This is a genomic window from Oceanobacillus jordanicus (genome assembly GCF_022095695.1).
Lineage (GTDB): Bacteria > Bacillota > Bacilli > Bacillales > Amphibacillaceae > Oceanobacillus_B > Oceanobacillus_B jordanicus.
In genome coordinates this window covers 16953-43012 of sequence record NZ_JAIFZM010000005.1, presented here as the reverse complement: position 1 = coordinate 43012, position 26060 = coordinate 16953, and the positions used below count along the sequence as shown (strand labels likewise).

The window sequence follows — 26060 nt, the reverse complement described above, 5'->3', positions numbered from 1 at the left end:
AGGTCATCCTCCTGGTACTCTTTCCTGCACACAGGGCAATACATTTTCACCATTGTTATCAACTCCTTAAAACGTAATTCAATATGTGTGTCCAAAGTCCTGCATTTTTATGGTAATATGAGGTAAAAGAAATTAGGGGGATATCGATTTGAATCGAATTGCTGAATTATTATTCATTATAGGTTGGCTAACTATAGCAGGTGGGATAGTACTAGGCATTGCTAATTACGAAACAGTTGTAGGATACGAGTCGAGCGAATTCTCTATTTATGATGGAGAACCAATTACTGAAACATCTTGGGAAAATGCCGCCATATATATATTAGCTGGACTCATATGGGGTATTATGATCTTTGGCTTTGCAGAGATTATAAGAATACTGGATGATAAAAGGACGTTAGTCAGAGAATCTTTGAAAGAGTTAGTAAGCTTAAATAGTACATTAAATAGAGATAGAAGCACATCTAATGAAACGAACAACCAACACTTGAAATCGGAAATTCCAAATAAAAACAAAGAAGATAAGGTTGAAACTATAGATTATTCTCCTCTCTTAAGGGAGGAACCTACAAATAAAAGAAAAAGGTTCAAAGATATAATAGACGAGTCAGTCAACGGGAATAAATAATCTAGAATAGAAGGACATATATAATAGTAGAAACTAAATAAAAGAGAGGGGAATGATCTCCCTCTCTTAACGTCTACCCACGTATAATATTTTCAGCCCCAAACTAGCCCCAATTTAGCCCCAAATCAATTCATTTACATACATTATCTTGCATTTGTAAAAAATACTATAATAGTGTAGAATCATTGATACATCAACCTTTTACGAATTTTTATGACGTTATTTTCGTAATCGATTGTATTCTTATCATTAATTTACTATACTGTTAAAGAGACAACACGAAGGAGGAAGGCGTGACATGAGCACGATTTGGGTAGTACTAATTGCTATAGCAGCGTTAATTGCTGGTGTTGCTCTTGGATTTTTTATTGCAAGAAAATATATGATGAGCTATTTAAAAAAGAATCCACCAATTAATGAGCAAATGCTTCGTACGTTAATGATGCAAATGGGACAAAAACCATCCCAGAAGAAAATTAATCAGATGATGCGTTCTATGAATAATCAATCTGGTAAGTAAGCAATTATTTTATAATTTTGCAACAAGCATCCGCGCGAATTACCCCCTTACCGTACAACGTAAGGGGCTTTTTTATTACAACGCTTAATATTTTCGGTTTTTCGTCATAAATTTAATGCATGGAACAATACTTTTTTAGCTACACTGTGATAAGTTAGCTATGAGGAGGTAGAATATGTCTGAAGTAAATATTTTTATTGCATTTAGTGCTGGATTTTTATCGTTTATATCTCCCTGTGTATTGCCGTTATTTCCAGTTTTTATATCCTATATTACAGGTATGAGTGTAAGCGAATTAAAAGAGGATAATAAAAAATTCAATGTGAAGAGCACAATGCATACCCTTTTCTTTTTACTAGGTTTTTCTTGTGTGTTTATCATGATGGGGTTCACGAGCCTTTACATATCTGAATTTTTGAGGACAAACCAAGACTTAATTAGACAAGTGGGCGCTATTCTAATTATCTTTTTTGGATTAGTAATCGCAGGAGTGTTGAACTTTGAGTTCTTGATGAAGAATAAACAAATTATGTTTAAAAATCGCCCAGCTGGCTTTGTAGGATCTTTTATCATCGGGTTGGCATTTTCCCTTGGCTGGACGCCATGTACTGGTCCCATACTAGGTGTCGTCCTGTCACTTGCGTATACAGAGCCACAAGCTGGGATGTGGATGATGATCAGTTACGTACTTGGTTTTTCTGTCCCTTTCTTTATATTATCCTTCTTCGTTGGGAAATTAGGTTGGATAAAAAGACACAGTTCCATCATTGTGAAGATAGGTGGGTACTTAATGGTAGTGATAGGGATAGCGTTGTTTTTTGACTGGATTTATAAATTGACGTCCTATTTGGGCGGGTTGTTTGGTTTCACAGGATTTTGATGGATTTTATTAGCAGAGTATATTAAACTTATGATATATAGGCATAAAGGAGCTTTTTATATGTACAAAACAAACGATCTAATATTACGTACTACCACATCATTGATAGCCTTTATCCTGCTAGGTTTTGCAGTCTATCTATTACTTGCCGGACATAATTCACCAGGTGGTGGTTTTGTTGGTGGGCTTATGACCTCAGCGGCTATTTTGCTTATGTATATAGCCTATGGAATCGAGGCTGTAAAGAAAGTACTACCAATAAACTTCTTGATATTAATTCCAATTGGTTTAGCTATCGCACTTGGTACAGGTATAGGTTCATTTATATTTGGTGTACCATTCTTATCCCAGACCTTTGATTACTTTACAATTCCTTTATTTGGTGAAATTGAGTTGGCAACAGCTATGATTTTTGACTTAGGAGTCTATTTCACAGTAATCGGAGTAATGATGACAATCATTTTAACCATAGCAAACGATCAGTAACATTTAGGGAGGAAGAATATGGCCAGAGTTATGGTAGTTGACGATGCAAACTTTATGAGGGTAACCTTATCCACTATACTTAAAAAAGAAAACCATGATATTGTGGGGGAAGCTGCGGATGGTGCAGAAGCGGTGAGGCTCTATAAGGAACTGGATCCTGACCTTGTTACAATGGATATTACGATGCCTGTCATGAATGGTATTGATGCAATTAAGGAGATTAAGTCTTATGACCCGCATGCTACCATCATTGTATGTTCAGCTATGGGCCAACAAAAGGTTGTGGTGGAAGCAATCGAGTCTGGTGCAAAAGACTTTATTGTAAAGCCGTTTGATGATAGTCAGGTCTTGGAAACTGTTAACCGCTTAGTGAAATGAGAAACGGTAACAACTAAGGGTATAACCTGATAGAAAGTATGAGGTAATGTCATTATGTTTTGGTTGGTAGCCAGTACTATTGTTGCAGCCTGTATGGCTGTGACTATGATTTTTATTCGCATAAGGGGAGCCAAGAAGCCGGCTTCGGTTAAAAAAATTATGTTGCCGCCCCTTTTTATGAGTACAGGTGCATTAATGTTTATATTTCCTGTTTTTCAAATTAGCTTAAGCCAGTTCTTAGAAGCTCTTATCGTAGGCGTTATTTGTTCGTTTTTCTTAGTTAGAGCTTCCAGATTTGAGATTCGGCATGAAGCGATCTATTTGATTCCCTCAAAATCATTTGTTTTTATTCTGTTTGGTTTACTGCTTTTTCGAATTGTAATGAAACTGATCATCGGTAGCAGTATTTCAGCAGGAGAAACAAGTGGAATGTTTTTTATCTTGGCATTTGGGATGATATTTACGTGGAGATGCTGTATGTTGTATAAATTTCTTCAGCTTGAAAAGCAATTACACGTTAATGCATAAAAAGAAGTCCGAAATGTTTAGTGTTCGGACTTCTTTTTATTATTGTTTTCCATTCGTTTTTCCCAATCTGGCGTATAATCCTCTTTTGCCATGATAAACAAATGTTCATAAGGAGCAACTTGAATGTTCTTCTCTTTTAATTTTTTTCTGAGAAACTTATGATCCCGTTTAGGTGTAGCTAGAATATATCCTTCGATTACCACTTCTTGGTTGATAGTACTCATTTCTCTCTTGAGCGCAATTTCTCCAATTTTACTTGCGATTTTATGCCTTGCAATATCTCTAAATAGTTCAGGCACAGGAGAAACCAATTCTTCAAGAAGTTCTTTCTCTTCTGTTTTCCACATATGTTGGCTTTTTTCCATGTAATACTCTTCCCAGTCCATAATGGACTTTCCATCTTCTTTAGGAAGTCGTTTCAAAAATTTACGGAACATGAAAAAACCACCTATTGCCATAAAGATAATCATAAGAAAGCCCCATAAAATGATTATAATAGAATAATCTACAAATCCCGACATCGTTTCACCTTTTTCTTCAAATAATCAAATGAAATTACAAATTGTTACAAGTATTTTACATAAGTAATTTATTTTTTTACGCAGGTATAGTAATATTACTAATAATTGGGTATATATTCATAAAGATAACAAGTAAAACAATTATATCATATTATAATAGGAAAATTACTGCAAACAAGCGACATATTATCGCATGATATATCATAATCATAGAATTATGAGACGCCAAATGGTTGTTACATTATGACAAAGAGGGGGAGTACTATGGCTTTTAAGAACAGAGATCAAAATAAATATCAAGTTGAACATACTGTAAAAAAAGCAGAACCCGCCAATACACAGGATACCTTTGAAGCATTATCGAAACTACCCCTATACATGGTAGAGTGGGTAGAAAAAAACAACCATGATATTGTGACAGTCTGGGATGAGAGTGGTAAGGTTATTTACATCTCTAGCTCAATAGAGGATTTATTGGGCTATCAAACTTCTGATTTAAGAGGCACCTACTGGTTCGAAAAAATATCGGCAGAAGATGTGAGTTATATTAGAGAACAGTTGGAGAATGCTGCCGATACCTTTCAGAAAATTAATGTAAATATATTAAATAATAATGGCAAATACATTTGGTCAGAATGCAAGGTCGCGAAGTTAACGGATAAATTAACTAATACAAAATACTATATTTCGATTTTAAAAGATATTACAGATAAAAAAGAAGCAGAAGAAATGATGATCCGTTCAGAAAAGATGTCAGTAGCTGGGCAGCTTGCTGCTGGAATCGCACATGAAATACGTAATCCTTTGACCTCTCTAAAAGGGTTTCTTCAACTTTTACAAGCTGGCGTAAAGGGAAAAGAGGAATATTATCAAATCATGGTGGAAGAAATAGAAAAGATAGAAACGATAACATCTGAACTGCTCTTCATTTCAAAGCCATTAACTGACAATCGAAAAATGGAGTCTATTAAAGATATGATTCATGATGTAACAGTTCTTTTAGGTCCACAAGCCAAATTAAAGGGCATAGACATTAGAATTGAAGGCTCAGATAAAGCCCAAATTAACTGCGATCGTTCTCAAATTAAACAGGTCCTAATTAATTTGCTGAAAAATGCGATTGAAGCAATGGAATCACCAGGTTTTATAACGTTTCACGTGAAGGACAGTGAGGAAGCAATTATAATTAGTATCAGTGACGAGGGCCCCGGCATTCCAGAAGAAATCATACATAAGTTAGGCGAGCCTTTTTTTACAACAAAGCAAACAGGCACGGGACTTGGTATCATGATTACAAGGCAAATCCTTGCGTCACACCAAGCAAGATTAGAGATCAGTCAAAACGAGAAGGGTGGAAGTACGTTCCACATGATTTTTCATAAATGATTTGGTTATTCGTTGCCCTTGGTTTTTTTAAACAAACTAATAAGTAAAACTTATCACTCTACATAAGATTTTAATATATGCAAGAAAAAGGGAATGGTTTGTTTTCTCCTGGATTATCCTTTAAGATATAATTGTAAGGAAATCGCTTTTATATGAATGATAGAGTAATAGTATAAAAGCAGTCGAAATTTGTAGAGTTTATTAAATGATTAAGTGAAGTATGTTTGAAAGGGGAAGACAAAATGGGGAATCATAATGTTTATGATGCGAAAAAACAGTTTGATTTAAACGGGAAAAAGTACAATTATTATCGTCTAAAATCACTTGAAGAAGCTGGCCATGGTAAAATTGGCCGTTTGCCATTTTCTGTTCGCGTATTACTAGAGTCATTGCTACGCCAACATGATGGACGACAAATCAAAAATGAACACGTTGAAAGACTAACAAAATGGGGCACAAAAGAAGGCAAAGGTGTAGATGTTCCTTTTAAACCTTCCAGAGTTATACTACAAGATTTCACCGGAGTTCCTGCAGTGGTTGATTTGGCTTCACTACGTAAAGCTATGGTAGATATGGGGGGAGAACCTAATAAAATTAACCCTGAAGTTCCAGTTGACCTTGTAATTGACCACTCCGTACAAGTTGATCAATACGGAACAGCAAATGCATTAAAAGCAAACATGGATCTTGAATTTGAGCGTAATGCCGAGCGCTATGAATTTTTAAATTGGGCGCAAAAAGCATTTGAAAATTACCGAGCTGTACCACCAGCTACAGGGATCGTTCACCAAGTTAACCTTGAGTATATAGCCAATGTGGTACACGGCCTTGAAAATGAGAATGGAGAGTATGATGCATTTCCAGATACACTGGTTGGTACTGACTCCCATACAACGATGATTAACGGACTTGGTGTACTAGGTTGGGGAGTTGGAGGCATCGAAGCAGAAGCAGGAATGCTTGGTCAACCATCCTTTTTCCCTGCTCCAGAGGTAATTGGCGTTAAATTCACAGGTAGTTTCCCTCAAGGAACAACCGCAACAGACTTGGCATTGAAGGTAACACAAGTACTTCGTGAAAAGAAAGTGGTTGGCAAGTTTGTTGAATACTTTGGTCCTGGTCTACAAGACATGCCACTTGCAGACAGAGCAACCATTTCAAACATGGCTCCGGAATATGGCGCAACATGTGGATTCTTCCCTGTTGATGAAGAGTCATTAAACTATTTACGCCTAACTGGGCGGGACGAAGAACAAATAGATCTTGTAGAAACGTATTGTAAGGAAAATGAGCTTTGGTATTCTCCTGATCAGGCTGATCCGGAATATACCGAATTAGTCGAAATTAACCTTTCCGAACTGGAACCAAACCTTTCAGGACCGAAACGCCCACAAGATTTAATAGCACTATCAAACATGAAAAAAGAATTTAATAAAGCTATAACGGCGCCTGCAGGCAACCAAGGTTTCGGGATGGATAAAAAAGAATTTAATAAAGAGGTAACAGTTAATCATCCAAATGGTAATAGCTCAGTTATGAAAACGGGCGCATTAGCTATCGCTGCCATTACTTCTTGTACAAATACGTCAAACCCATACGTTATGCTTGGTGCTGGACTGCTTGCGAAGAATGCTGTTGAAAAGGGTATGAAGGTACCTGACTATGTAAAAACTTCTTTAGCACCCGGTTCTAAAGTTGTAACAAGATATTTGGAAGATGCTGGTTTAACGCCTTATCTTGATAAACTTGGCTTCAACCTTGTTGGTTATGGTTGCACAACATGTATTGGGAACTCAGGTCCTTTGCGTGAAGAAATAGAACAAGCCATCATGGACAATGATTTGCTTGTCTCTTCTGTCCTGTCAGGTAACCGGAACTTTGAGGGAAGGATTCATCCGTTAGTTAAAGCGAATTATTTGGCTTCACCGCCACTTGTAGTAGCTTATGCCCTTGCTGGTACAGTGGATGTTGACTTAACTAAAGAGCCGATTGGTGAAGATAAAGATGGCAAGCCAGTTTATATGGATGATATTTGGCCATCTATGGAAGATATTAAAGAACAGGTGGCAAATGTTGTAAAACCTGAGATTTTCCGCAAAGAATATGAAAATGTGTTCCAATCTAACGAACGCTGGAATGAAATTGATACAACGGATGAGCCATTGTTTAAATGGAATGATGATTCCACGTACATTCAAAATCCACCGTTCTTTGAAGGGCTTAGCAAAGAAGCTGGCAAAGTTAATCCGTTAGTAAACTTGCGTGCCATTGGTAAATTTGGCGACTCTGTAACAACAGACCATATTTCACCTGCTGGGGCAATTGCTAAGGATATGCCTGCAGGCAAGCATTTACAGGACAAAGGTGTTACCCCACGTAACTTTAACTCATATGGTTCCCGTCGTGGAAACCACGAAATAATGATGCGTGGTACATTTGCAAACATCCGTATTCGTAACTTACTTGCTCCTGGGACGGAGGGTGGATATACAACCTACTGGCCTACTGAGGAAGTAATGCCGATATATGATGCAGCAATGAAATACCAACAGGATGGCACTGGCCTTATTATTATGGGTGGAAAAGACTACGGTATGGGCTCATCACGTGACTGGGCAGCCAAAGGTACAAACCTTTTAGGGATTAAAACGGTTATTGCTGAAAGCTTTGAACGTATTCACCGTTCAAACTTAGTTATGATGGGTGTTTTACCATTACAGTTTGAAAAAGGTGAAAGTGCTGAAAAGCTTGGTCTTACTGGTAAAGAAACCTTTAATATTGAAGTAGATGAAAGTGTAAAACCACACGATCTTGTAAATGTTACCGCAACAGATGAAAATGGTAAAATTACAACTTTCAAGGCAGTTGCTCGTTTCGACAGTGAAGTGGAAATTGACTACTACCGTCATGGCGGCATACTACAAATGGTACTTCGCGACAAATTAAAGAAATAAAAGCCGTAATACCGTATGGTAAACAAGTCATATAAAAATACTTTTACGAAATGAATAATTGTTAAGGATTAAACCGCGCGACACAGTATTTCTGTGTGTGCGCGGTTTTTTGTGTAACAAGCCTTTCTTGGTGTATACGCTAAATAAAAAGTAGGGGAAGAAGACTAGTAGGATTATAAGAAATGTTACTTTACAAATGGCTCAATTCTAACTAACATAAGAAGAGAACCAATTTGTCAGGGACGTGTATTAAAGGAGCTAAAAGATGATTAAAAATATAATAGCGACAGGTGTTTTGCTTGTATTGGTAGGTATTGTTGTATTTAACTTCTTTGATAATCAAAAAGAAGCAGAGACTGAAAAAGCTAAGAATATAAGCTCTGAGGGCGGAGCAATTGCACCAGTCGAAAGTGCTGGACTAGAACCAGGAGAAGCGGCACCTGATTTTAGCCTACAAACGCTAAATGGTGAACCGATTCAGCTTTCAGACTTTAAGGGGAAAAAGGTCATTCTAAATTTTTGGGCGACATGGTGTCCACCATGCAAGAAAGAAATGCCAGAGATGCAAGCTATCCAGGAAGAATACGGGGATGAAGTAGAGATTTTAGCTGTTAATATGACAGATTCAGAAGCGAAGGGCATAAGTGATGTCAAAAAGTTTCAAGAAGAATTCAAGTATACTTACACGATGCCACTTGATGAAGATGGAGAATTAAGTATAGCTTATAAGGTATATAATGTCCCAACGACGTATTTTATTGGATCAGATGGTAAGATAGCATTGCCGCGGAAATCAGGGCCCATGACGTATGATTTCATGGTGGAAAGTATTTCACAAATGGAATAATAGTATGAAAATAAAGAGGAATGGTAATACTTCTATTTAAAAAGGAGTGAATTACCATTTCTTTGAAAAAGAAAGTATCATTTGAACAACTTGTACAGGATAATAAAAAGCAAATCATGCAAGACGCCTCATTATTAGAAAGAATAGAGCGGAATCTAGAAATGAAAATGAATCAAAGCCTTAAAAGGAAAGAATCTTAGAAGGACGAGCTCCTCTGAATATTCAGAGGAGTATTTTTATGTCTAGAAAACATTAAAAGTTCTTCCTGGACGTATAGCTTTCTAATATTAAGTTAGAATAAAAAAGAAACAAGGAAAGGAGCATGAAGTTGACTGATAAACATTCACACAAACCAAAACCTGATGATCGTAGTGATAACGTAGAGAAATTGCAAGATATGGTGCAAGATACAATTCAAAACATTGAAAAGTCCCATGAAACCATGCGTTTTACTGATGGTGAGGAAAAGCAAGCTATTGAAACTAAAAATAAACGCCGCGAAGAAGCAATTGATGCAATGCGTAATGAAATCAAAGATGAATATAATGCACTAGACTAGATATTGTATTGCTTCCCATAAACTTTACACAGTATTTAAAGTCGAACGAATTCAAATCCTTGGTAAAGGACTTGAGCTTTCGTTCGACTTTTATTTTAATTTAACGTTTTTCTTGATCTTTTATCGCAGTGCAACTTTCCGTAAGACTCCCACTTCAAAAGATAAAGTAAAACGGAGGTGTTTAAGTGGGAGTAGACGGACTAACATGCCGATTCGTTCAACTAACAATCAGTGGGGGAAGAATGAAAACCCCCACTGATTGAAGTTTCACTTTATAAGTGTTTCATTAGGCGGAGGCTTTGGTAGGTATGATAGGATATAAAGTGTAACAAGCTGTATTGGAGGAATCATTGTTGAATAAAGTGCAAACACCAATTGAAGTACGTTATCAGGAAACCGACCAAATGGGTGTCGTCTATCATGCCAATTATTTAGTATGGTTTGAAATAGGGAGAACAAAATTTATAGAATCACTAGGATTACGATACGGAGCGATGGAGGAGCAGGGCGTTGTATCACCTGTCACAGATGCTACGATTAGCTTTAAAAAGCCCATTCGTTACGGTGAAGACACGGTTGTAGAGACATGGTTGGAAAGTTATGATGGATTACGAACAGTCTATGGATATCAGATTCTCAATTCAAAAAGACATGTAGCAGTTAGCGGTAAGACGGAGCATGTGATTGTGAAAAAGGACAGCTTTCGACCACTTTCACTTAGAAAAGCTTTCCCTGAGTGGCATGAAGCATACAGTAACAAATTGAAAGAGGGATAAGAGGCATGGCGTTTGGTTTAAAAAGAGATGAGTTAATTTCCTGGAAGAAGAAAGTACTTGCTGGAGAAATTGCAATCCTAACACACTATTGGCTCGATAATCGGTTTCCTGGGTGTACAACCGTTACAAAGGTTGGTTGTAATGATCTCGAGAAACTAACTAAATGGGGAAGACAATATGGTTTAGAAGCTGAATGGATTCACAGGGACCAAAAATTTCCCCATTTTGATTTGTTTGGAGATAGACAACGGGATATATTACTTTCCGAAAAGCAATGGAAGCAACTAGAACAATTTGATTTATTGACTAAATAAGAAAACAACAGCACGTGGGACTTCTCTGTGCTGTTGTTTATTGATAGATTGTTTACTTATTAAGGGACGTGTATTTAAAGGCAGGTTCTGCAAGTTTATTATTCATTTGTACTTTTAAATCCTTGTCTTCAAAGTACCATGCGTCCTTTGTTTCTACGTAGAAGGAAACCCCCTCCACAATAACAGAAGCATGCTTGTTGTCTGGTTCTTGAACAGCAACTCCGAGGGAAAAACCAGGAAGATTTCCACCTACCCCGCCGTACCTAACATAAAAGCGTATTGGGCTATTCTCTTCTAAATCTAATTCATCTTTATACCATTTAGCAGCTTCCTTGCTAACCTGCAACTTCAATTATGACAACTCCTTTTGAAACTATTTCCTGATCTTTTGTTTTTTCTCCGGTACTAAATCAACACCGCCTTCATGAAAAGGGTGGCATTTGCTAATTCTTTTTACTGTTAAATATGCTCCTTTAAAGGCACCGAATTTTTTAAACGCTTCAAGGCCGTATTCAGAACAGCTTGGGTAGAAACGACATGTTCTTGGAGTAAATGGACTTATTGCTTTACGGTAAAATGTAATGAGCCCAATGAATAGATATTTCATCTATATTACCCGAGATTCTCAGTGCGCTTATCATACGTAACAGAAGCAATGGCATCATGCATATGGATAGACTCTTCATTTCGACAAGCAACTCGGAATTTATCAACCATATCCATTTCATATAAGTCAGCTGCAACGAGACGAACCATATCTTCAACAAAGCGTGGGTTTTCATAAGCTTGTTCCGTTACCATTTTTTCATCTGGTCGCTTAAGCACTGGGTGAATCCTTGCACTAGCATTACTTTCTGCCGCTTCTAAGAGCATTGTTTTCCAGTCCATCTCTGCTTGAACTGCTCCTTCGTTTAGTTCCACCTCTATTGATACAACACCTCTTTGGTTATGTGCGCTGTATTCACTAATTTCTTTGGAACATGGACAAAGTGTAGTAATTAAAGCCGATAAAGAAGCGGAGAGGGTATAACCTGTTTGATAGTCATAGATCACTTTCATGGTTATATCCGTGTGATTTAATCCTGCGAGATCACTTTGAGGGCCACGCCGTTCAAAGAACCAAGGGAATTGCAACTCAATTGTCGCATCTTGTTGATCGAGTCGGTCTGCTAATTCTTTTGTAAATGTTTTTAATATTTGCCAATCAGCTTGGAAGACACCTTGTCTGTAATAGGTACTAAGCTGTTCTGTAAAGCGACTCATATTTGTCCCTTTACTAGTGCTTTTCAAGCTAGTTGAAAAGGAAATGTTGGCTATACTGGATTGGACTTTAGGGTCCAGGTCACCAGTAACAGAAACAGGATGTTTTACATTTGAAATCCCTACAGCATCTAGATCAAAAAGAAAATCTTTTTTTGTATTTTGCAAGTCAGCCATCTGACTTTTTTCAATGGGTTTTGTTCTCGGAACTGGTAATACTGAACCGAATAATTTATGTCGTTCTGCCTTGGATGGCAGTTGTTTTAGTGGGAAGAATTTCGTATTCACGACGCAGTCCCCTTTCTATTCATGTATAAACAAGTATACGTGAGCACCTTTTAATATTCAATTTATTGGTTTTGATGAAATTACATCCACGTAATCTTCGGTTCAGTCTTTTCTCTAATCCGCTTAATATTAGCTTTGTGTCGGTAAGTTACAAATAGCATGAGCAGGGCAGTTACGATAATAAGTCCGGTATCTTGAAAAAGAAAGGAAGCAATAACTGCAACAAACCCCGTGATAATAGAGGATAATGAAACATACTTCGACAAATAAAGACTGACTAAAAAAGTACTTATCGTAATGACAAATAATAATGGATTAATCCCTAAAATTATTCCGCCAGAAGTAGCGACTGCTTTTCCGCCTTTAAATTTAGCAAATAGTGGATAGGTATGTCCAATTACTGCAAATAAGCCGATTATCAATCGATAAACATCCGCGTCAAAAAGAAGGGGGATTAATGTAGCGGTAGTTCCTTTAAGAATATCTGTAACGATTACGATACTCCCAGCCTTGAATCCAAGCACACGAAATGTATTGGTTGCACCAAGATTTCCGCTTCCATGTTCGCGTATATCCAGGTTGTAACCCAGCTTTCCAACAATTAGTGCTGTTGGAATAGAACCCAATAAATAAGCAACAATAGCGAATATAATATATTCCATCATGATTCCTACTTTCCGATTAGTATGTAGCAAAAAAATTCTATTTACATTCTAGCACGAAGTAAGTGGGGAAAGAACCATTTTTATTATTTTAAAGAGAAACATTCCAGTTGAAGTTTTTATTCAACAAAGATAGGGTAAGGTTTTAAGAAATTGAAAATGGTTTGTGTATATTGCTAAGGGGGAACAAGAGATGATTGAATTTGATAAAGTAAAAAAGATCTACCCAGATGGAACGGAGGCTATACGTGAGTTCTCTTTGAAGGTACAAGCCGGTGAAATCGTAACGTTAATCGGACCGAGTGGCTGCGGTAAAACTACAGCCATGAAAATGGTGAATCGATTAATCGAACCAACAGCAGGTGACATCTACATAAATGAAAAGAAAGTAAATTCATACAACATACATGAACTTCGCTGGAATATTGGTTATGTTCTACAGGAAATTGCATTATTTCCGCACATGACGATAGGAGAAAATATATCCGTTGTGCCCGAAATGAAAAAGTGGAAAGGAAAAAAAGTAAAAAAGAGAATCGACGAATTATTGGAGATGGTGGGATTAGACCCTACCACTTATCAAAAACGCATGCCTAGAGAACTATCAGGTGGCCAACAACAACGGATCGGCGTTGTTCGTGCTTTGGCTGCTGACCCAGATATTATTCTAATGGATGAACCATTTAGTGCCCTTGACCCGATCAGCAGGGAGCAACTCCAGACAGACATAAAGACATTGCAAAAGGAAATAAAGAAGACCATTCTCTTTGTTACCCATGATATGGATGAAGCGATGGCGCTTGGTGATAGAGTGTGTTTAATGAAGGATGGCGAAATTGTGCAATTGGACACACCACAGCAGCTCATTTTAAACCCCAAAACAGAGTTTGTGAAGAACTTTATTGGGGAAAGAAAATCACCTTGGCAAACAGCTGTCGACGTCATTTGCGATCAATTATCAAGTCACGTTCTTACAAAAGAAGCATTTGAACAAGGAAATTTTGATCAAAACGCGACCTATATTGTTACAGATAGAAACAACATGTTTGAAGGGGTGGTCAGTATGGGTGCTATTAAGCCTGAAACTTTGACTTTAGAGAATGATCTCCCACTTTATAAGGCTGCCGCTTTAATACAACAACACGATAACCAACACTTATTCCCTGTCATTAAACAAGGGAAGCTAATTGGGGTATTAAGTAATAAAAAAATTGTTGAATACCTAAGAAGTAAAACAACCCTTGAAAACGGGGTGATTCAGTAATGCAGGAGTTTATTAACGTTTTCCAGGATAGAAGAGGACAATTGTTAGAGACGATATGGGAACATTTACAGATTTCCCTATTGAGCTTAGTTATTGCAATTATAATAGCCGTTCCACTTGGACTCATACTCACAAGATATCCCCGAGTTGCTGAGCCAATAATAGGAATATCTGCAGTAATGCAGACCATACCTAGTCTGGCAGTATTAGCATTCCTAATTCCGTTTTTGGGCATAGGTAAAGTACCTGCTATCATTGCGCTGACTGCATATGGTCTGCTCCCGATATTGCGTAACAGTTACACGGGAATTATAGGGGTCGACCCTGCGCTGAAAGAGGCAGCTGTCGGTATGGGGATGAACTCGTTTAAACGACTTTCTAAAGTAGAGCTACCAATTGCCATGCCGGTAATTATGGCTGGGATACGTACGTCTATGGTACTAATCGTCGGTACCACGACAATCGCAGCACTAATTGGAGCAGGTGGGCTTGGCGAACTGATTCTTTTAGGAATTGATCGAGGAGCAGATATCAATCTAATCCTACTTGGGGCGATACCGGCAGCTTTACTGGCTATTATACTTGATTTAATTCTTCGCGGATTTGAACGTATTTCAAAAAGAGCTGGTTTTAAATCATTTGTTGCCATGTTACTGATAGCTGTGCTTGTGGTTACATCCCCGTTTATATTTAACAGCTCTCAAAGAGCAGATCTCATAATTGGCGGAAAACTCGGATCTGAACCAGCCATACTAGCAAATATGTACAAGTTGTTGATTGAAGAAGATACTGATTTAAATGTTGAGTTGGAAACAGGGCTTGGGAAAACTTCCTTTGTGTTTAGTGCTTTAGATAAAGGAAGTATTGATATCTACCCAGAATTTACTGGAACAGCAATTGTGACACTTATGGAAGAAGAAGCGGAAAGCAATGATGCGAAAGAAGTCTACGAACAGGCTAAAACTGGTATGGATAAGAGATACGATATGGCTTTACTACAGCCGATGGCTTTTAATAATACGTATGCTGTGGCAACTACAGAGGAACTTGCTGATCAATACAATTTAGAGGCGATTGGAGACTTGCAGGCGGTAGAGGATGAAGTGACGGCAGGTTTTACGTTAGAATTTAATGACCGCTACGATGGATATGTTGGCATGCAGGATGTCTATAACCTGGATATCAGTAATATCCGTACAATGGAACCAGGAATAAGGCAGGACGCCTTGGCAAATGGTAAGGTTGATATCATAGACGCTTATGCCACAGATAGCTATATGGTAGAATTAAATCTTGTCACATTAGATGACCCAGAAAATCTTTTTCCGCCATATCAAGGTGCTCCATTATTGCGTAATGAAACAATGGAGGAGTATCCTGAACTTAAAGATATTCTTAATCAACTTGGTGGAAAGATCACAGATGAACAAATGCGCCAGATGAACTATGAAGTGGATTATGAAGACCGTTCTCCAAAGGAAGTAGCGGAGGAATTTCTACAAGATGAAGGTTTGTTAGATAATTAGGGAGGTATTCATTATGACATGGGAAAATCCGTCGAATGAACAATTAAAACAACTATTAACAGATGCAAAGACACTCGCAGTGGTCGGGCTTTCTGACAAACCCGAAAGAACGTCCTACCAAATTTCGGAGGCTATGCAAAAACAAGGCTATCGAATCATCCCCGTTAATCCAACAGTGGATGAGGTTTTAGGAGAGAAGTCGTATTCTTCTTTGCAGGACGTACCAGATGATGTTGACATTATTAATGTATTTAGGAGACCAGAACATCTGCCAGCTATAGCAGAAGAAGCGGCACAAACAAACTGCAAGGTTTTTTGGGCACAACAAGGAATAGTTAATCAAGAAGCCTACGATTTTCTTAAAGAAAAAGACTTTACAGTAATAATGGACCTTTGTATAAAGGTAGTTCATGCCGTACTGGTAAAAGGATAGATTGCATGGGATGGTATCAGAGAATACCATCCTTTTTGCTGTTTTTTTAGCCGATTTAGCTGGACTAGAGAAGGTTTGACACTACGGTTCACCTATACAAGCTGATTTCTTTTATAGTATACTTAATTACATGTCTACAAATAGAGGGAGCCATAGGTGGCCGGTAATCAATTTTATATGCGCATTTTTGAATATGTTTTATAGTCTTTACAAAAGTAAAACATTTGTTCTATTATAATACATACATGTGTGGAAAGAGCGGGTTTTAGAAAGGAGTTAAATATTTTGACTAAGCAACCATTACAATATAGTGATGATTCGATACAAGTGCTTGAAGGACTAGAAGCTGTCCGAAAAAGGCCTGGTATGTATATCGGTAGCACGGATACTAGAGGGTTACATCATTTAGTATTTGAAATTGTCGATAATGCAGTAGACGAGGCACTCGCCGGTTATGGTAATAATATTAAAGTGACGATACATAAAGACAACAGTATATCTGTCACAGATAATGGACGAGGCATCCCAACTGGAATGCATAGCACAGGCAGACCAACAATAGAAGTAATTTTTACTGTTTTACATGCGGGTGGTAAATTTGGCCAAGGTGGATATAAAACAAGTGGGGGACTTCACGGTGTAGGAGCGTCAGTAGTAAACGCACTGTCAGAATGGATTGATGTAACGACTCACCGGGATGGCTTTACATACTACCAGCGTTTTGAAAATGGTGGAAAGCCTGTGGGGTCAGTTGAAAAGAAAGGTCCTACCAAGAAAAAAGGCTCTACCATTCATTTCAAACCAGACCCTAGCATATTTTCTGTTACAGTATATGACTATGAAACATTATCTGAGCGCCTTCGTGAGGCAGCCTTTTTACTAAAAGGATTAACAATTCAATTAGATGATCACCGCCACGATACTACTGAAGTGTTCGAATATCCAGACGGCCTTGAGTCGTTTGTTAGTTATTTGAATGAAGAAAAGGATACACTACATCAAGTTGTTTCCTTTGAGGGAGTACAACAGAACATTGAAGTGGACTTTGCATTTCAATTTAATGATGGGTACGCAGAAAGTATGCTTTCGTTTGTTAACCATGTGCGCACAAGAGACGGCGGAACGCACGAATCTGGAGCACGTGCCGCAATTACAAGGACTTTTAATGAATATGCAAGAAGAAATGGACTTTTAAAAGAAAAAGAGAAAAATTTAGAAGGTACGGACATTAGAGAAGGTTTTACAGCAGTTGTATCCGTACGTGTTCCCGAAGAAATGCTTCAATTTGAAGGACAGACAAAGGGGAAATTGGGTACTTCTGAGGCACGCTCAGCAGTTGATGGTGTTATATCAGAAAAACTAGCTTACTTTCTTCAAGAAAACCCTGATGTTTCAGGACAACTTATTAGAAAGTCTATTAAGGCAAAGGAAGCTCGCGAAGCAGCGAGAAAAGCCAGAGATGAAGCACGTTCTGGTAAGAAAAAGCGCAGAAAAGATACACTATTAAGTGGAAAGCTAACACCAGCCCAGTCGAAAAATCCAAAGCGGAACGAGTTATACTTGGTGGAGGGTGATTCAGCTGGTGGCTCTGCAAAGCAGGGAAGAGATCGTAAGTTTCAGGCTGTTCTACCATTGCGGGGGAAAGTCATCAATACAGAGAAGGCAAAGCTGCAGGATGTCTTTAAAAACGAAGAGATTTCCACGATTATCCATACAATTGGCGCAGGCGTGGGCGGCGACTTCGATTTGGAAGATGTGCAATATGATAAAATCGTTATCATGACAGATGCTGATACAGATGGCGCCCATATACAAGTATTACTGCTTACTTTTTTCTATCGTTATATGCGTCAGCTAGTTGAAGCAGGTAAAATTTATATAGCGCTACCACCATTGTTTAAAATCTCAAAGGGTAAAGGAAAAAAAGAAAAGATTGTTTACGCTTGGGATGAAGCGGAAATGAAAAAAGCGGTAGCTGAATTCAAAAATGGTTATATGATCCAGCGATATAAAGGGCTTGGGGAAATGAATGCCGATCAATTATGGGAAACGACAATGAACCCGGATACGCGTACGCTTATTAGGGTAACGCTTGAAGATCTTGCTAGAGCAGAGCGTCGAGTCACTACTCTGATGGGCGATAAAGTGGAACCAAGGAGAAAATGGATTGAAGGTCATGTAGAATTTGGTCTTCAAGAAGATTCCAACATTCTAGAAAATGAACGGATACATGAGGAAAGCTAATGTTTTAAAGAAATAGGGGGGACTTCATTTGTCACAACCGGAAACATTCCTAGACCTTCCATTAGAAGAAGTAATTGGCGACAGATTTGGAAGGTACAGTAAATATATTATTCAAGATAGGGCATTACCTGATGCCCGGGATGGTTTGAAACCAGTACAGCGAAGAATTTTGTATGCCATGCATGTAGAAAAAAATACGTATGAGAAAAACTTTCGTAAATCTGCCAAAACGGTTGGTACAGTAATTGGTAACTATCATCCACATGGTGATTCTTCTGTGTATGAAGCAATGGTGCGACTCAGTCAGGATTGGAAGATTCGTAATGTGCTTGTTGAAATGCATGGAAATAACGGGAGTATCGATGGTGACCCACCAGCTGCAATGAGATATACGGAGGCAAGGCTTTCTAGCATTTCCTCCGAACTGTTACGAGATATTGATAAGGAAACCGTAGATTTCATACCTAACTTTGACGATACGATCCAAGAGCCTGTAGTCTTGCCTGCTAAATTTCCTAACCTTTTAGTTAACGGATCTACAGGGATTTCTGCTGGTTATGCAACCGACATACCACCACATAACCTCTCTGAAGTGATTGATGCTGTCATTATGAAGATTGACAAACCAGAGGTGTCAGTTGAAAAATTAATGCAGGTGATGCAAGGACCAGATTTTCCAACAGGGGGAATTATTCAGGGAGTTGAAGGGATAAAAAAAGCCTACGAAACTGGTAGAGGAAAGATCATTGTTCGTGGTAAGACATCGATTGAAGAAGTCCGCGGAAACAGGCAACAAATTGTGATTGATGAAATACCATATGAAGTGAATAAGGCAAATATGGTGAAGAAAATGGATGAGCTACGCATCGACCGAAAAGTTGAAGGAATAGCCGAAGTACGTGACGAAACGGATCGAACTGGCTTACGCGTAGTAGTAGAGCTCAAAAAGGATGTTAACAGTGAAGGAATTTTAAACTTCCTCTTTAAAAATACAGATTTACAAGTTACCTATCATTTCAATATGGTAGCTATACAGGATAAAACACCGAAGCTTCTTTCGTTACCGCAAATGCTTGATGCCTATATAGAACATCAAAAAGAAGTTGTAACAAGACAGACCAATTACGATTTGCGGAAAGCAAAGGATAGAGCGCACATTGTGGAAGGTCTGATTAAGGCAATCTCAATTTTGGATGAGCTGATAGCAACAATTCGCGCTTCTAAGGACAAGCAAGATGCCAAAAAGCGCATTATTGCAAGCTATGATTTCTCCGAGGCTCAAGCAGAAGCGATTGTAATGCTACAGTTATATCGATTAACAAATACAGATATAACATCACTTGAAAAAGAAGCAGCTGAATTGCGCAAAAATATAACAGATCTGGAAGCTATCCTGCAAAGTGATAGAAAACTTCTTCAGACCATTAAGAAAGATTTAAAACAAATTAAAAAAACCTTTTTTACTCCGCGCAGAACTGTGATAGAGGATAAAATTGAAGAACTGAAGATAAATATAGAAGTAATGGTAGCAAGCGAAGATGTACTTGTGTCTGTCTCGAAAGATGGCTATATAAAAAGAACAAGTCTACGTTCTTATGGTGCTTCAAATGGGGATGATTTAGCAATTAAAGAGGAAGACCACTTAGTAGGTCTTGTAGAGCTGAATACTACCGATAAAGTACTTCTATTTACCAATAAAGGAAAGTACCTGCCAATCCCTGTACACGAGCTACCAGATATACGGTGGAAAGATATTGGACAGCATATTTCCAATTTCGCGTCGATTGATAAAGATGAGCGTATTATCCAAGTCCTACCTATTCGGGAATTTTCTGATAAGCATTTCCTCCTCTTCTTTACTAAGAATGGGATGATTAAACGTAGTGAACTTGCATTATATGACTCGCAGCGTTTCTCTAAAGCACTGATTGCATTAAATTTAAAAAAAGGCGACGAAGTTGTGAATGTTTACCAGACAGACGGACATGCTGATATATTCCTGGCATCTAACAAAGGATATGGACTCTGGTATCATGAATCAGAAGTAACGATTGTAGGACAGCGTGCTGCAGGAGTTAAAGCGATTCAGCTAAAAGAAGAAGAATATGTCGTAAATGGCCAGATTTTTAATGATATGAGCGCACCATCATTAGCGATTATTACCCAGCGCGGTGCATGCAAACGCATGAAACTACAGGAATTTGAAAAGACCAGTAGGGCCAAACGCGGATTGCTTATGCTCAGGGAGCTAAAAAGCAAACCGCATCGAATACAAGGCTTCTTTGTAGTGAATGACAACGATACTATTTGTTACAATACTGCAAATGGGGAAACCCATAGTATTTATCCACTTGCACTTTCTACAAGTGATCGTTACAGTAATGGCTCTTTTGTTATTGATGCCGATCATGACGGGGAAGTTGTAGAAGCATGGAAGCAAGCTGAATATATCAAACCATTTGAAGATATGAACGACTAATTATAGAAGAACGATGATTTATACGTTCAAAGTCTTCTTTAAGACGATTAGGTAGTAAGGCTTGAGATGACTTCCTTCACTACCGTAAATGTTTTGAACACTAAATAAGCTATGCGCCGAACAAACTTGGTAAACTGGTATCAGTTTACACATATTTGTTCGGCGTTTGCTTTATTCAAACTTTCTTGTCAAAGTTAATCTTCACACTAATGAAAACGCTTTCTATTATCAGAAAAGTATGCTAGAGTATATGTATTAAGAGAAAGGAGGGGTCATAACGGGGCTACGTCAAAGAATAATCCAATCATCCCTGCTCTTATTTGAACAAAATGGATTTCATGGTGTAACGGTCAAACAAATTGTGGAAAACGTCGGGACGTCAAAGGGTGGTTTTTATCATCACTTTTCATCAAAGGATGAGTTGTTGTTTGTAATTCATGACACTTTTATATCGTATGTTTTGGAAAAAGCATCCATAGCAAACGCCATACATACCTCACCAACCCTTAAGCTTCGTGCTATCATCAAAGATTTTGTAAAGGTGTTTGATCTTTACAAACCACATATTTCTGTGTTCTATCAAGAGAACATCTATTTAAAGCCACATTATGCTAAGCTTATCAATGAAAAACGTGACACATATAAAAAAATGATTATGCAAGCCATAAAAGATGGAAAGAAAGCGGGAGAATTTCGTCAAGATCTCTCCGTGGAAATTACAAGTATGGCCATATTAGGAATGGTTAATTGGACATACAAATGGTATAAACAGTCAGGGGAAAAGTCGATTAATGAAATCGGAGATATTTTCGTTGATCTAATCTTACGAGCAGTATTAGAGAAAGAAAGTGAAAAAGTTTCTTTAGAAAAAGTGTTTTAAATATGTGGTTATTCGCATACTTTTTTAATAGCGTAAACAGACCAACCAGTCGGTCTGACTTAAGGGAGGTATATTATGAACTTTGAACTTACCAAGGAACATTTAATGGTTAAGAAAATGGTTAAAGATTTTGCTGATGAGGTTATCCAGCCAAGAGCCATCGAAATTGACGAAGAGGCTGCCTTTCCCGTCGATATCTTTGAGCAAATGGGGAAACTCGGATTGCTCGGTATCCCTTTTCCTGAGGAGATAGGCGGTTCTGGTGGAGACACTCTTTCTTACGCTCTTGCCGTTGAAGAAATCGGGCGAGTTTGTGGTAGTACTGGGCTAAGCTATGCAGCAGCGGTCTCTTTGGGTGCAAGTCCTATCTATTATTTTGGAACAGAGGAACAAAAAGATACTTTTTTGAAACCGCTTGCAAGAGGGGAGGCACTTGGCTCCTTTGGTCTAACAGAGCCTAATGCAGGGTCAGATGCTGGTGGTACAAAAACAACTGCAGTTATGGATGGCGACGATTTTATTATAAATGGAGAGAAATGTTTTATCACAAATGCAAGCTTTGCTAAGACTCTTATCGTTACTGCTGTTACAGGCAAAAATGAAAAAGGAAGAAATATCATCTCTGCCATTATTGTGCCTACTGATACGAAAGGCGTCTCGATTACAAGTGAATACAAGAAAATGGGAGTTAGAGGTTCAGATACTGCGGAAATCGTGCTAACAGATGTGCGGGTTCCGAGAACTAACCTGCTTGGTGATCCGAATAAAGGATTTAATCAATTCTTGTACACTCTTGATGGGGGCAGAATATCGATTGCTGCTCTTGGAGTAGGGATTGCACAGGGGGCTTTGGATAAAGCCTTAAACTACGCAAAAGAAAGGAAACAATTTGGAAAGCCAATATCCAAGTTCCAGGCTATTCAATTTAAGTTGGCTGACATGGCGATGGAAATAGAATTAGCACGAAACATGGTTCATAAGGCTGCATGGTTAAAGGATAATAAGAAGCCGTTTAGTAAAGAAGCAGCGTATGCCAAACTTTATGCAACTGAAACAGCTTTTCGCGCAGCAAATCAGGCTATTCAAATACATGGCGGTTATGGATATATGAGAGAGTATGAAGTGGAAAGATATTTGCGTGATGCAAAGTTATTGGAAATTGGGGAAGGCACCTCTGAGGTTCAACGCCTTGTCATTGCTAGACAACTAGGTTGCTAGATTAAAAAGATGAGAGGAGAAAATTCATGGGGCTGATGTCATTAACAATTAGTGAACTATTGGAGAAACAGGTGAATGAAAATCCCCATCATGAGGCAGTTGTCTATCCAGAATTAAATTTTCGAAAAACGTATAAAGCGTTCAATGAAATGGTAAATGAAACAGCAAAAGGACTTATGTCTCTAGGAATAGAAAAAGGAGAGCATGTAGCAATATGGGCTGATAATAAACCAGAGTGGCTTATTTCCCAATTTGCTACAGCAAAAATAGGCGCGGTGCTTGTAACAGTGAATACAAACTACCAAGCAATGGAGCTTGATTATTTGCTGAAACAATCTGACACAAAGACGTTGATACTAGCACCATCCTTTAAAGGTACTTCCTATTTGGACATTTTGGAGAAGGTATGCCCAGAACTTCAGACAAGTGACAAAGGAAATGTTTATTCTGACAACCTTCCAAACTTGAGAAATATAATTGTTTTAGATAATAAGTCTCCAAATTATGCATATAACTGGCAGGAGGTTGTCAATGCAGGGCACGCTGTAAGCGAACAAAAGTTAAAGGATCGGAGTGGTTCACTAGACCCATTTGACGTCATAAATATGCAATATACGTCAGGCACTACCGGTTTTCCAAAAGGAGTTATGCTCACACACCATAATATAGTAAATAACGGCAATCAGATAGCGGATTGTATGAAATTAACTCCAGCTGATAGGTTATGTATTCCGGTGCCGTTTTTTCACTGTTTTGGTTGTGTACTCGGTATTTTGGCTGCAGTGTCTAAAGGAACGACAATGGTGTTACTTGAGCAGTTTGATCCTGTGGCAGTTTTAAAAGCTGTAGAATCCGAGAGATGTACTGCTTTGCATGGTGTACCAACCATGTTCATTGCAGAATTAAATCATCCTGAATTTGCTGATTATAATGTAACCTCTCTACGAACTGGTATTATGGCAGGCTCTACTTGCCCTATGGAAGTGATGACAAAGGTAATGGATAAAATGGGAGCAAAAGAAATAACCATTGCATATGGGCAAACAGAATCTTCTCCTGTAATTACCCAAACAAAAACAAGTGATCCGATTGAAAGAAAGGTCGGTACGGTAGGAAAGCCCCATCCTAATGTTGAAGTAAAAATTGTGATACCTGGGACTAGTGAAGAGCAAGAAAAAGGACTGACTGGTGAACTACTTACAAGAGGCTATCATGTTATGAAAGGTTATTATAAAAATCCAGAAGCTACCGCTGAAGCGATAGATCAAGATGGATGGCTTCATACAGGAGACTTAGCTATTCAGCAAGAGAATGGCTATTTGGAAATTACCGGTAGGATGAAAGATATGATCATCCGAGGCGGGGAAAATATTTACCCTCGTGAAATAGAGGAGTTTTTATACCAGCACCCAGCTGTTCTTGATGTGCAGGTTGTTGGGGTACCAGATGAGAAATATGGAGAAGAGGTGTTAGCCTCTATTATTCTAAAAGAAACAGAAATAATAACAGCAGAAGATATTCGTACTTATTGCAGGGGAAACATAGCTAGACATAAAATTCCGCAATTTGTTCAATTCGTTACCTCCTATCCAATGACAGCAAGTGGTAAAATACAAAAATATAAATTGAGAGAGGATGCAATGAAAAAACTTGAAGCAATAGGGGAGATACCATGATTAAAAAAATACTAATAGCAAACAGAGGGGAAATTGCTGCTAGAATAATTCGAACATGCAATAAGATGAACATTATGACAGTGGCAATATATTCAGAGGCTGACCAAAAAGCAGACTTTGTAGACATGGCAGATGAGAGTTATCTAATTGGCCCACCACGGGTAAACGAAAGCTACTTAAATGCAGATAAAATTATTTCTGTAGCAAAACAAGCGAATGTAGATGCCATTCACCCAGGCTATGGTTTTCTAAGTGAAAGTGATGTGTTTGCCGAGCAATGTGAGGAACAAGGTATTATTTTCATTGGTCCCCGTGCCTCTGTAATAAGGGAAATGGGGAGTAAAATTCTGGCGAGACAGCTAATGGAAAAAGCTGGCGTACCTACCATTCCAGGGACAAAGGATGCTCTCGGTACAACAGAAGAAGCATTAATAGCTGCACACGATATTGGATATCCCGTCATGCTAAAGGCGTCCGCTGGGGGTGGCGGGATTGGAATGCAAGTAGTTAATTCCGATGAGGAACTAATTGTTGCCTTTGAAAGCAATACAAAGCGTGCCAAAACCTTTTTTGGTAATGGTGACATGTTCATGGAAAAGAAAGTTGAAGATGCTCGACATATAGAAGTCCAGCTTCTCGCTGATAATACAGGAAACGTTCTTCATTTGTTTGAACGGGATTGTTCTATTCAACGCCGCAATCAAAAGGTAGTTGAAGAAGCGCCGTCTACCTTTATCACAGAGAAAACAAGGAACCAGATGACTGAAGCCGCAATAAATGCAGCTAGAACGCTTGGGTATACCAATGCAGGAACAATCGAGTTTTTAGTAGATAGCAAGGAGAATTTTTATTTTCTGGAGATGAACACCCGTGTCCAAGTTGAGCACCCTGTCTCGGAGGAAATAACAGGAATTGATATTGTAGAAAAACAAATTTTAATTGCTGCTGGTGAACCCCTTGGCCTGTCACAAGAGGATATTGGGATCAATGGGCATGCCATCGAGGTACGTATTTATGCAGAAGATCCAGAGACATTTCTACCTTCGCCTGGTCATGTGAGTCAAGTGATATTCCCACAGGGTGAGCATATACGAAACGAACCAGCTATCACGGGAACATGTGATGTTACGCCATTTTATGATCCGATGATAGCAAAGTTGGTTGTCCACGGAACGGACAGACAGGATGCAATTTCCATACTAACAGAGGCTTTGCAGGCATATAAAGTGGAAGGTATAAAAACGAATCTACCAATGCTTAAACGCATTGCAGAAGATGAGACTTTTAAAAAAGGAAATGTAACCACCGCGTATATTCAGGAACACTATTTACCTATTATCAAAGCGAAATAAG

27 protein-coding genes and 1 pseudogene are annotated in these 26060 nt (G+C 38.4%); 23 read left to right on the top strand and 5 right to left on the bottom strand.

The genetic code is table 11. The features are described 5' to 3' along the window. Positions 1-148: 148 nt before the first annotated feature. The 6 genes from K3T81_RS07310 (at position 149) to K3T81_RS07285 (ending at position 3420) form a co-directional block, all read left to right on the top strand. The gene (locus K3T81_RS07310) at positions 149-628 is read left to right on the top strand and encodes a hypothetical protein (RefSeq protein ID WP_238019091.1); all 480 of its coding nucleotides are present in this window, start codon (positions 149-151) and stop codon (positions 626-628) included. A gap of 298 nt (positions 629-926) precedes the next feature. Continuing rightward, entirely contained in the window at positions 927-1148 is a 222-nt protein-coding gene (locus K3T81_RS07305; RefSeq protein WP_036572951.1) for a YneF family protein, read from the top strand. A 175-nt stretch (positions 1149-1323) separates the two neighbouring features. Continuing rightward, positions 1324-2028: a cytochrome c biogenesis CcdA family protein gene (locus tag K3T81_RS07300; protein WP_238019090.1), complete on the top strand. Its 705-nt coding sequence runs from the start codon at positions 1324-1326 to the stop codon at positions 2026-2028. A 60-nt stretch (positions 2029-2088) separates the two neighbouring features. Beyond that, on the top strand, positions 2089-2514 hold the full coding sequence (locus K3T81_RS07295) for a Na(+)/H(+) antiporter subunit B (RefSeq protein ID WP_106896728.1): 426 nt from the start codon (positions 2089-2091) through the stop codon (positions 2512-2514). Positions 2515-2532: 18 nt separating this feature from the next. Beyond that, entirely contained in the window at positions 2533-2892 is a 360-nt protein-coding gene (locus K3T81_RS07290) for a response regulator (protein ID WP_106896729.1), read from the top strand. 54 nt (positions 2893-2946) lie between these two features. Then, complete coding sequence (locus K3T81_RS07285; RefSeq protein WP_238019089.1) at positions 2947-3420, top strand: CcdC family protein; 474 nt, start codon at positions 2947-2949, stop codon at positions 3418-3420. A gap of 17 nt (positions 3421-3437) precedes the next feature. Here the strand turns inward: K3T81_RS07285 and K3T81_RS07280 are convergent, their stop codons facing one another. Next, positions 3438-3941: a DUF2621 family protein gene (locus K3T81_RS07280; protein ID WP_238019088.1), complete on the bottom strand. Its 504-nt coding sequence runs from the start codon at positions 3939-3941 to the stop codon at positions 3438-3440. A gap of 264 nt (positions 3942-4205) precedes the next feature. On the opposite strand from K3T81_RS07280, the gene K3T81_RS07275 reads away from it, so the two are divergent. The 7 genes from K3T81_RS07275 to K3T81_RS07245 all read left to right on the top strand — a co-directional run bounded on the left by K3T81_RS07275 (position 4206) and on the right by K3T81_RS07245 (position 10777). Next, on the top strand, positions 4206-5327 hold the full coding sequence (locus K3T81_RS07275) for an ATP-binding protein (protein ID WP_234368479.1): 1122 nt from the start codon (positions 4206-4208) through the stop codon (positions 5325-5327). A gap of 242 nt (positions 5328-5569) precedes the next feature. Further along, a complete protein-coding gene (acnA, locus tag K3T81_RS07270; RefSeq protein WP_238019087.1) occupies positions 5570-8281 on the top strand; it encodes an aconitate hydratase AcnA in 2712 nt (903 codons plus the stop codon). A gap of 265 nt (positions 8282-8546) precedes the next feature. Beyond that, positions 8547-9128: a TlpA family protein disulfide reductase gene (locus K3T81_RS07265; RefSeq protein WP_238019086.1), complete on the top strand. Its 582-nt coding sequence runs from the start codon at positions 8547-8549 to the stop codon at positions 9126-9128. 62 nt (positions 9129-9190) lie between these two features. After that, positions 9191-9328: an FbpB family small basic protein gene (locus K3T81_RS07260; protein WP_234368480.1), complete on the top strand. Its 138-nt coding sequence runs from the start codon at positions 9191-9193 to the stop codon at positions 9326-9328. Between the two features lie 128 nt (positions 9329-9456). Next, positions 9457-9687: a small acid-soluble spore protein Tlp gene (gene tlp, locus K3T81_RS07255; RefSeq protein WP_238019085.1), complete on the top strand. Its 231-nt coding sequence runs from the start codon at positions 9457-9459 to the stop codon at positions 9685-9687. Positions 9688-10040: 353 nt separating this feature from the next. Continuing rightward, entirely contained in the window at positions 10041-10463 is a 423-nt protein-coding gene (locus tag K3T81_RS07250; protein ID WP_238019083.1) for an acyl-CoA thioesterase, read from the top strand. A gap of 5 nt (positions 10464-10468) precedes the next feature. Then, positions 10469-10777, top strand: a complete 309-nt coding sequence (locus K3T81_RS07245; protein WP_238019081.1) for a hypothetical protein — start codon at positions 10469-10471, stop codon at positions 10775-10777. A 52-nt stretch (positions 10778-10829) separates the two neighbouring features. Here the strand turns inward: K3T81_RS07245 and K3T81_RS07240 are convergent, their stop codons facing one another. The 4 genes from K3T81_RS07240 to plsY form a co-directional block, all read right to left on the bottom strand. Further along, entirely contained in the window at positions 10830-11129 is a 300-nt protein-coding gene (locus K3T81_RS07240; RefSeq protein WP_106896738.1) for a HesB/YadR/YfhF family protein, read from the bottom strand. Positions 11130-11150: 21 nt separating this feature from the next. Next, positions 11151-11384 carry a membrane protein insertion efficiency factor YidD gene (gene yidD / locus K3T81_RS07235; RefSeq protein ID WP_106896739.1) on the bottom strand — a complete coding sequence of 78 codons (234 nt, stop codon included), beginning with the start codon at positions 11382-11384 and terminating at the stop codon, positions 11151-11153. 5 nt (positions 11385-11389) lie between these two features. Continuing rightward, positions 11390-12325, bottom strand: a complete 936-nt coding sequence (gene folE2, locus K3T81_RS07230; RefSeq protein WP_238019079.1) for a GTP cyclohydrolase FolE2 — start codon at positions 12323-12325, stop codon at positions 11390-11392. Positions 12326-12405: 80 nt separating this feature from the next. Beyond that, positions 12406-12987, bottom strand: a complete 582-nt coding sequence (gene plsY, locus K3T81_RS07225; protein WP_106896741.1) for a glycerol-3-phosphate 1-O-acyltransferase PlsY — start codon at positions 12985-12987, stop codon at positions 12406-12408. Between the two features lie 193 nt (positions 12988-13180). On the opposite strand from plsY, the gene K3T81_RS07220 reads away from it, so the two are divergent. The 10 genes and pseudogenes from K3T81_RS07220 to K3T81_RS07180 all read left to right on the top strand — a co-directional run bounded on the left by K3T81_RS07220 (position 13181) and on the right by K3T81_RS07180 (position 26059). Beyond that, positions 13181-14251 carry an ABC transporter ATP-binding protein gene (locus tag K3T81_RS07220; protein WP_238019077.1) on the top strand — a complete coding sequence of 357 codons (1071 nt, stop codon included), beginning with the start codon at positions 13181-13183 and terminating at the stop codon, positions 14249-14251. Continuing rightward, on the top strand, positions 14251-15777 hold the full coding sequence (locus K3T81_RS07215) for an ABC transporter permease/substrate-binding protein (RefSeq protein WP_238019075.1): 1527 nt from the start codon (positions 14251-14253) through the stop codon (positions 15775-15777). Before K3T81_RS07220 ends, K3T81_RS07215 begins: the two co-directional genes overlap by 1 nt. 13 nt (positions 15778-15790) lie before the next feature. Then, on the top strand, positions 15791-16210 hold the full coding sequence (locus tag K3T81_RS07210) for a CoA-binding protein (protein ID WP_238019073.1): 420 nt from the start codon (positions 15791-15793) through the stop codon (positions 16208-16210). A 285-nt stretch (positions 16211-16495) separates the two neighbouring features. Beyond that, positions 16496-18454 carry a DNA topoisomerase IV subunit B gene (gene parE / locus K3T81_RS07205; RefSeq protein WP_106896745.1) on the top strand — a complete coding sequence of 653 codons (1959 nt, stop codon included), beginning with the start codon at positions 16496-16498 and terminating at the stop codon, positions 18452-18454. Between the two features lie 28 nt (positions 18455-18482). Further along, positions 18483-20933: a DNA topoisomerase IV subunit A gene (parC, locus tag K3T81_RS07200; RefSeq protein WP_238019071.1), complete on the top strand. Its 2451-nt coding sequence runs from the start codon at positions 18483-18485 to the stop codon at positions 20931-20933. 274 nt (positions 20934-21207) lie between these two features. Further along, a pseudogene (locus K3T81_RS19720) lies at positions 21208-21351 on the top strand (TetR/AcrR family transcriptional regulator); the annotation flags it as partial. A gap of 6 nt (positions 21352-21357) precedes the next feature. Then, positions 21358-21813: a TetR-type transcription factor C-terminal domain-containing protein gene (locus K3T81_RS07195; RefSeq protein WP_476703939.1), complete on the top strand. Its 456-nt coding sequence runs from the start codon at positions 21358-21360 to the stop codon at positions 21811-21813. Positions 21814-21888: 75 nt separating this feature from the next. Continuing rightward, the gene (locus K3T81_RS07190; RefSeq protein WP_238019069.1) at positions 21889-23031 is read left to right on the top strand and encodes an acyl-CoA dehydrogenase family protein; all 1143 of its coding nucleotides are present in this window, start codon (positions 21889-21891) and stop codon (positions 23029-23031) included. Positions 23032-23057: 26 nt separating this feature from the next. After that, positions 23058-24707 (top strand): AMP-binding protein, encoded by a 1650-nt coding sequence (locus tag K3T81_RS07185; protein ID WP_238019066.1) that lies wholly within the window; start codon positions 23058-23060, stop codon positions 24705-24707. Then, complete coding sequence (locus K3T81_RS07180) at positions 24704-26059, top strand: acetyl-CoA carboxylase biotin carboxylase subunit (RefSeq protein WP_238019064.1); 1356 nt, start codon at positions 24704-24706, stop codon at positions 26057-26059. Before K3T81_RS07185 ends, K3T81_RS07180 begins: the two co-directional genes overlap by 4 nt. The last annotated feature ends 1 nt before the right edge of the window (position 26060 follow it).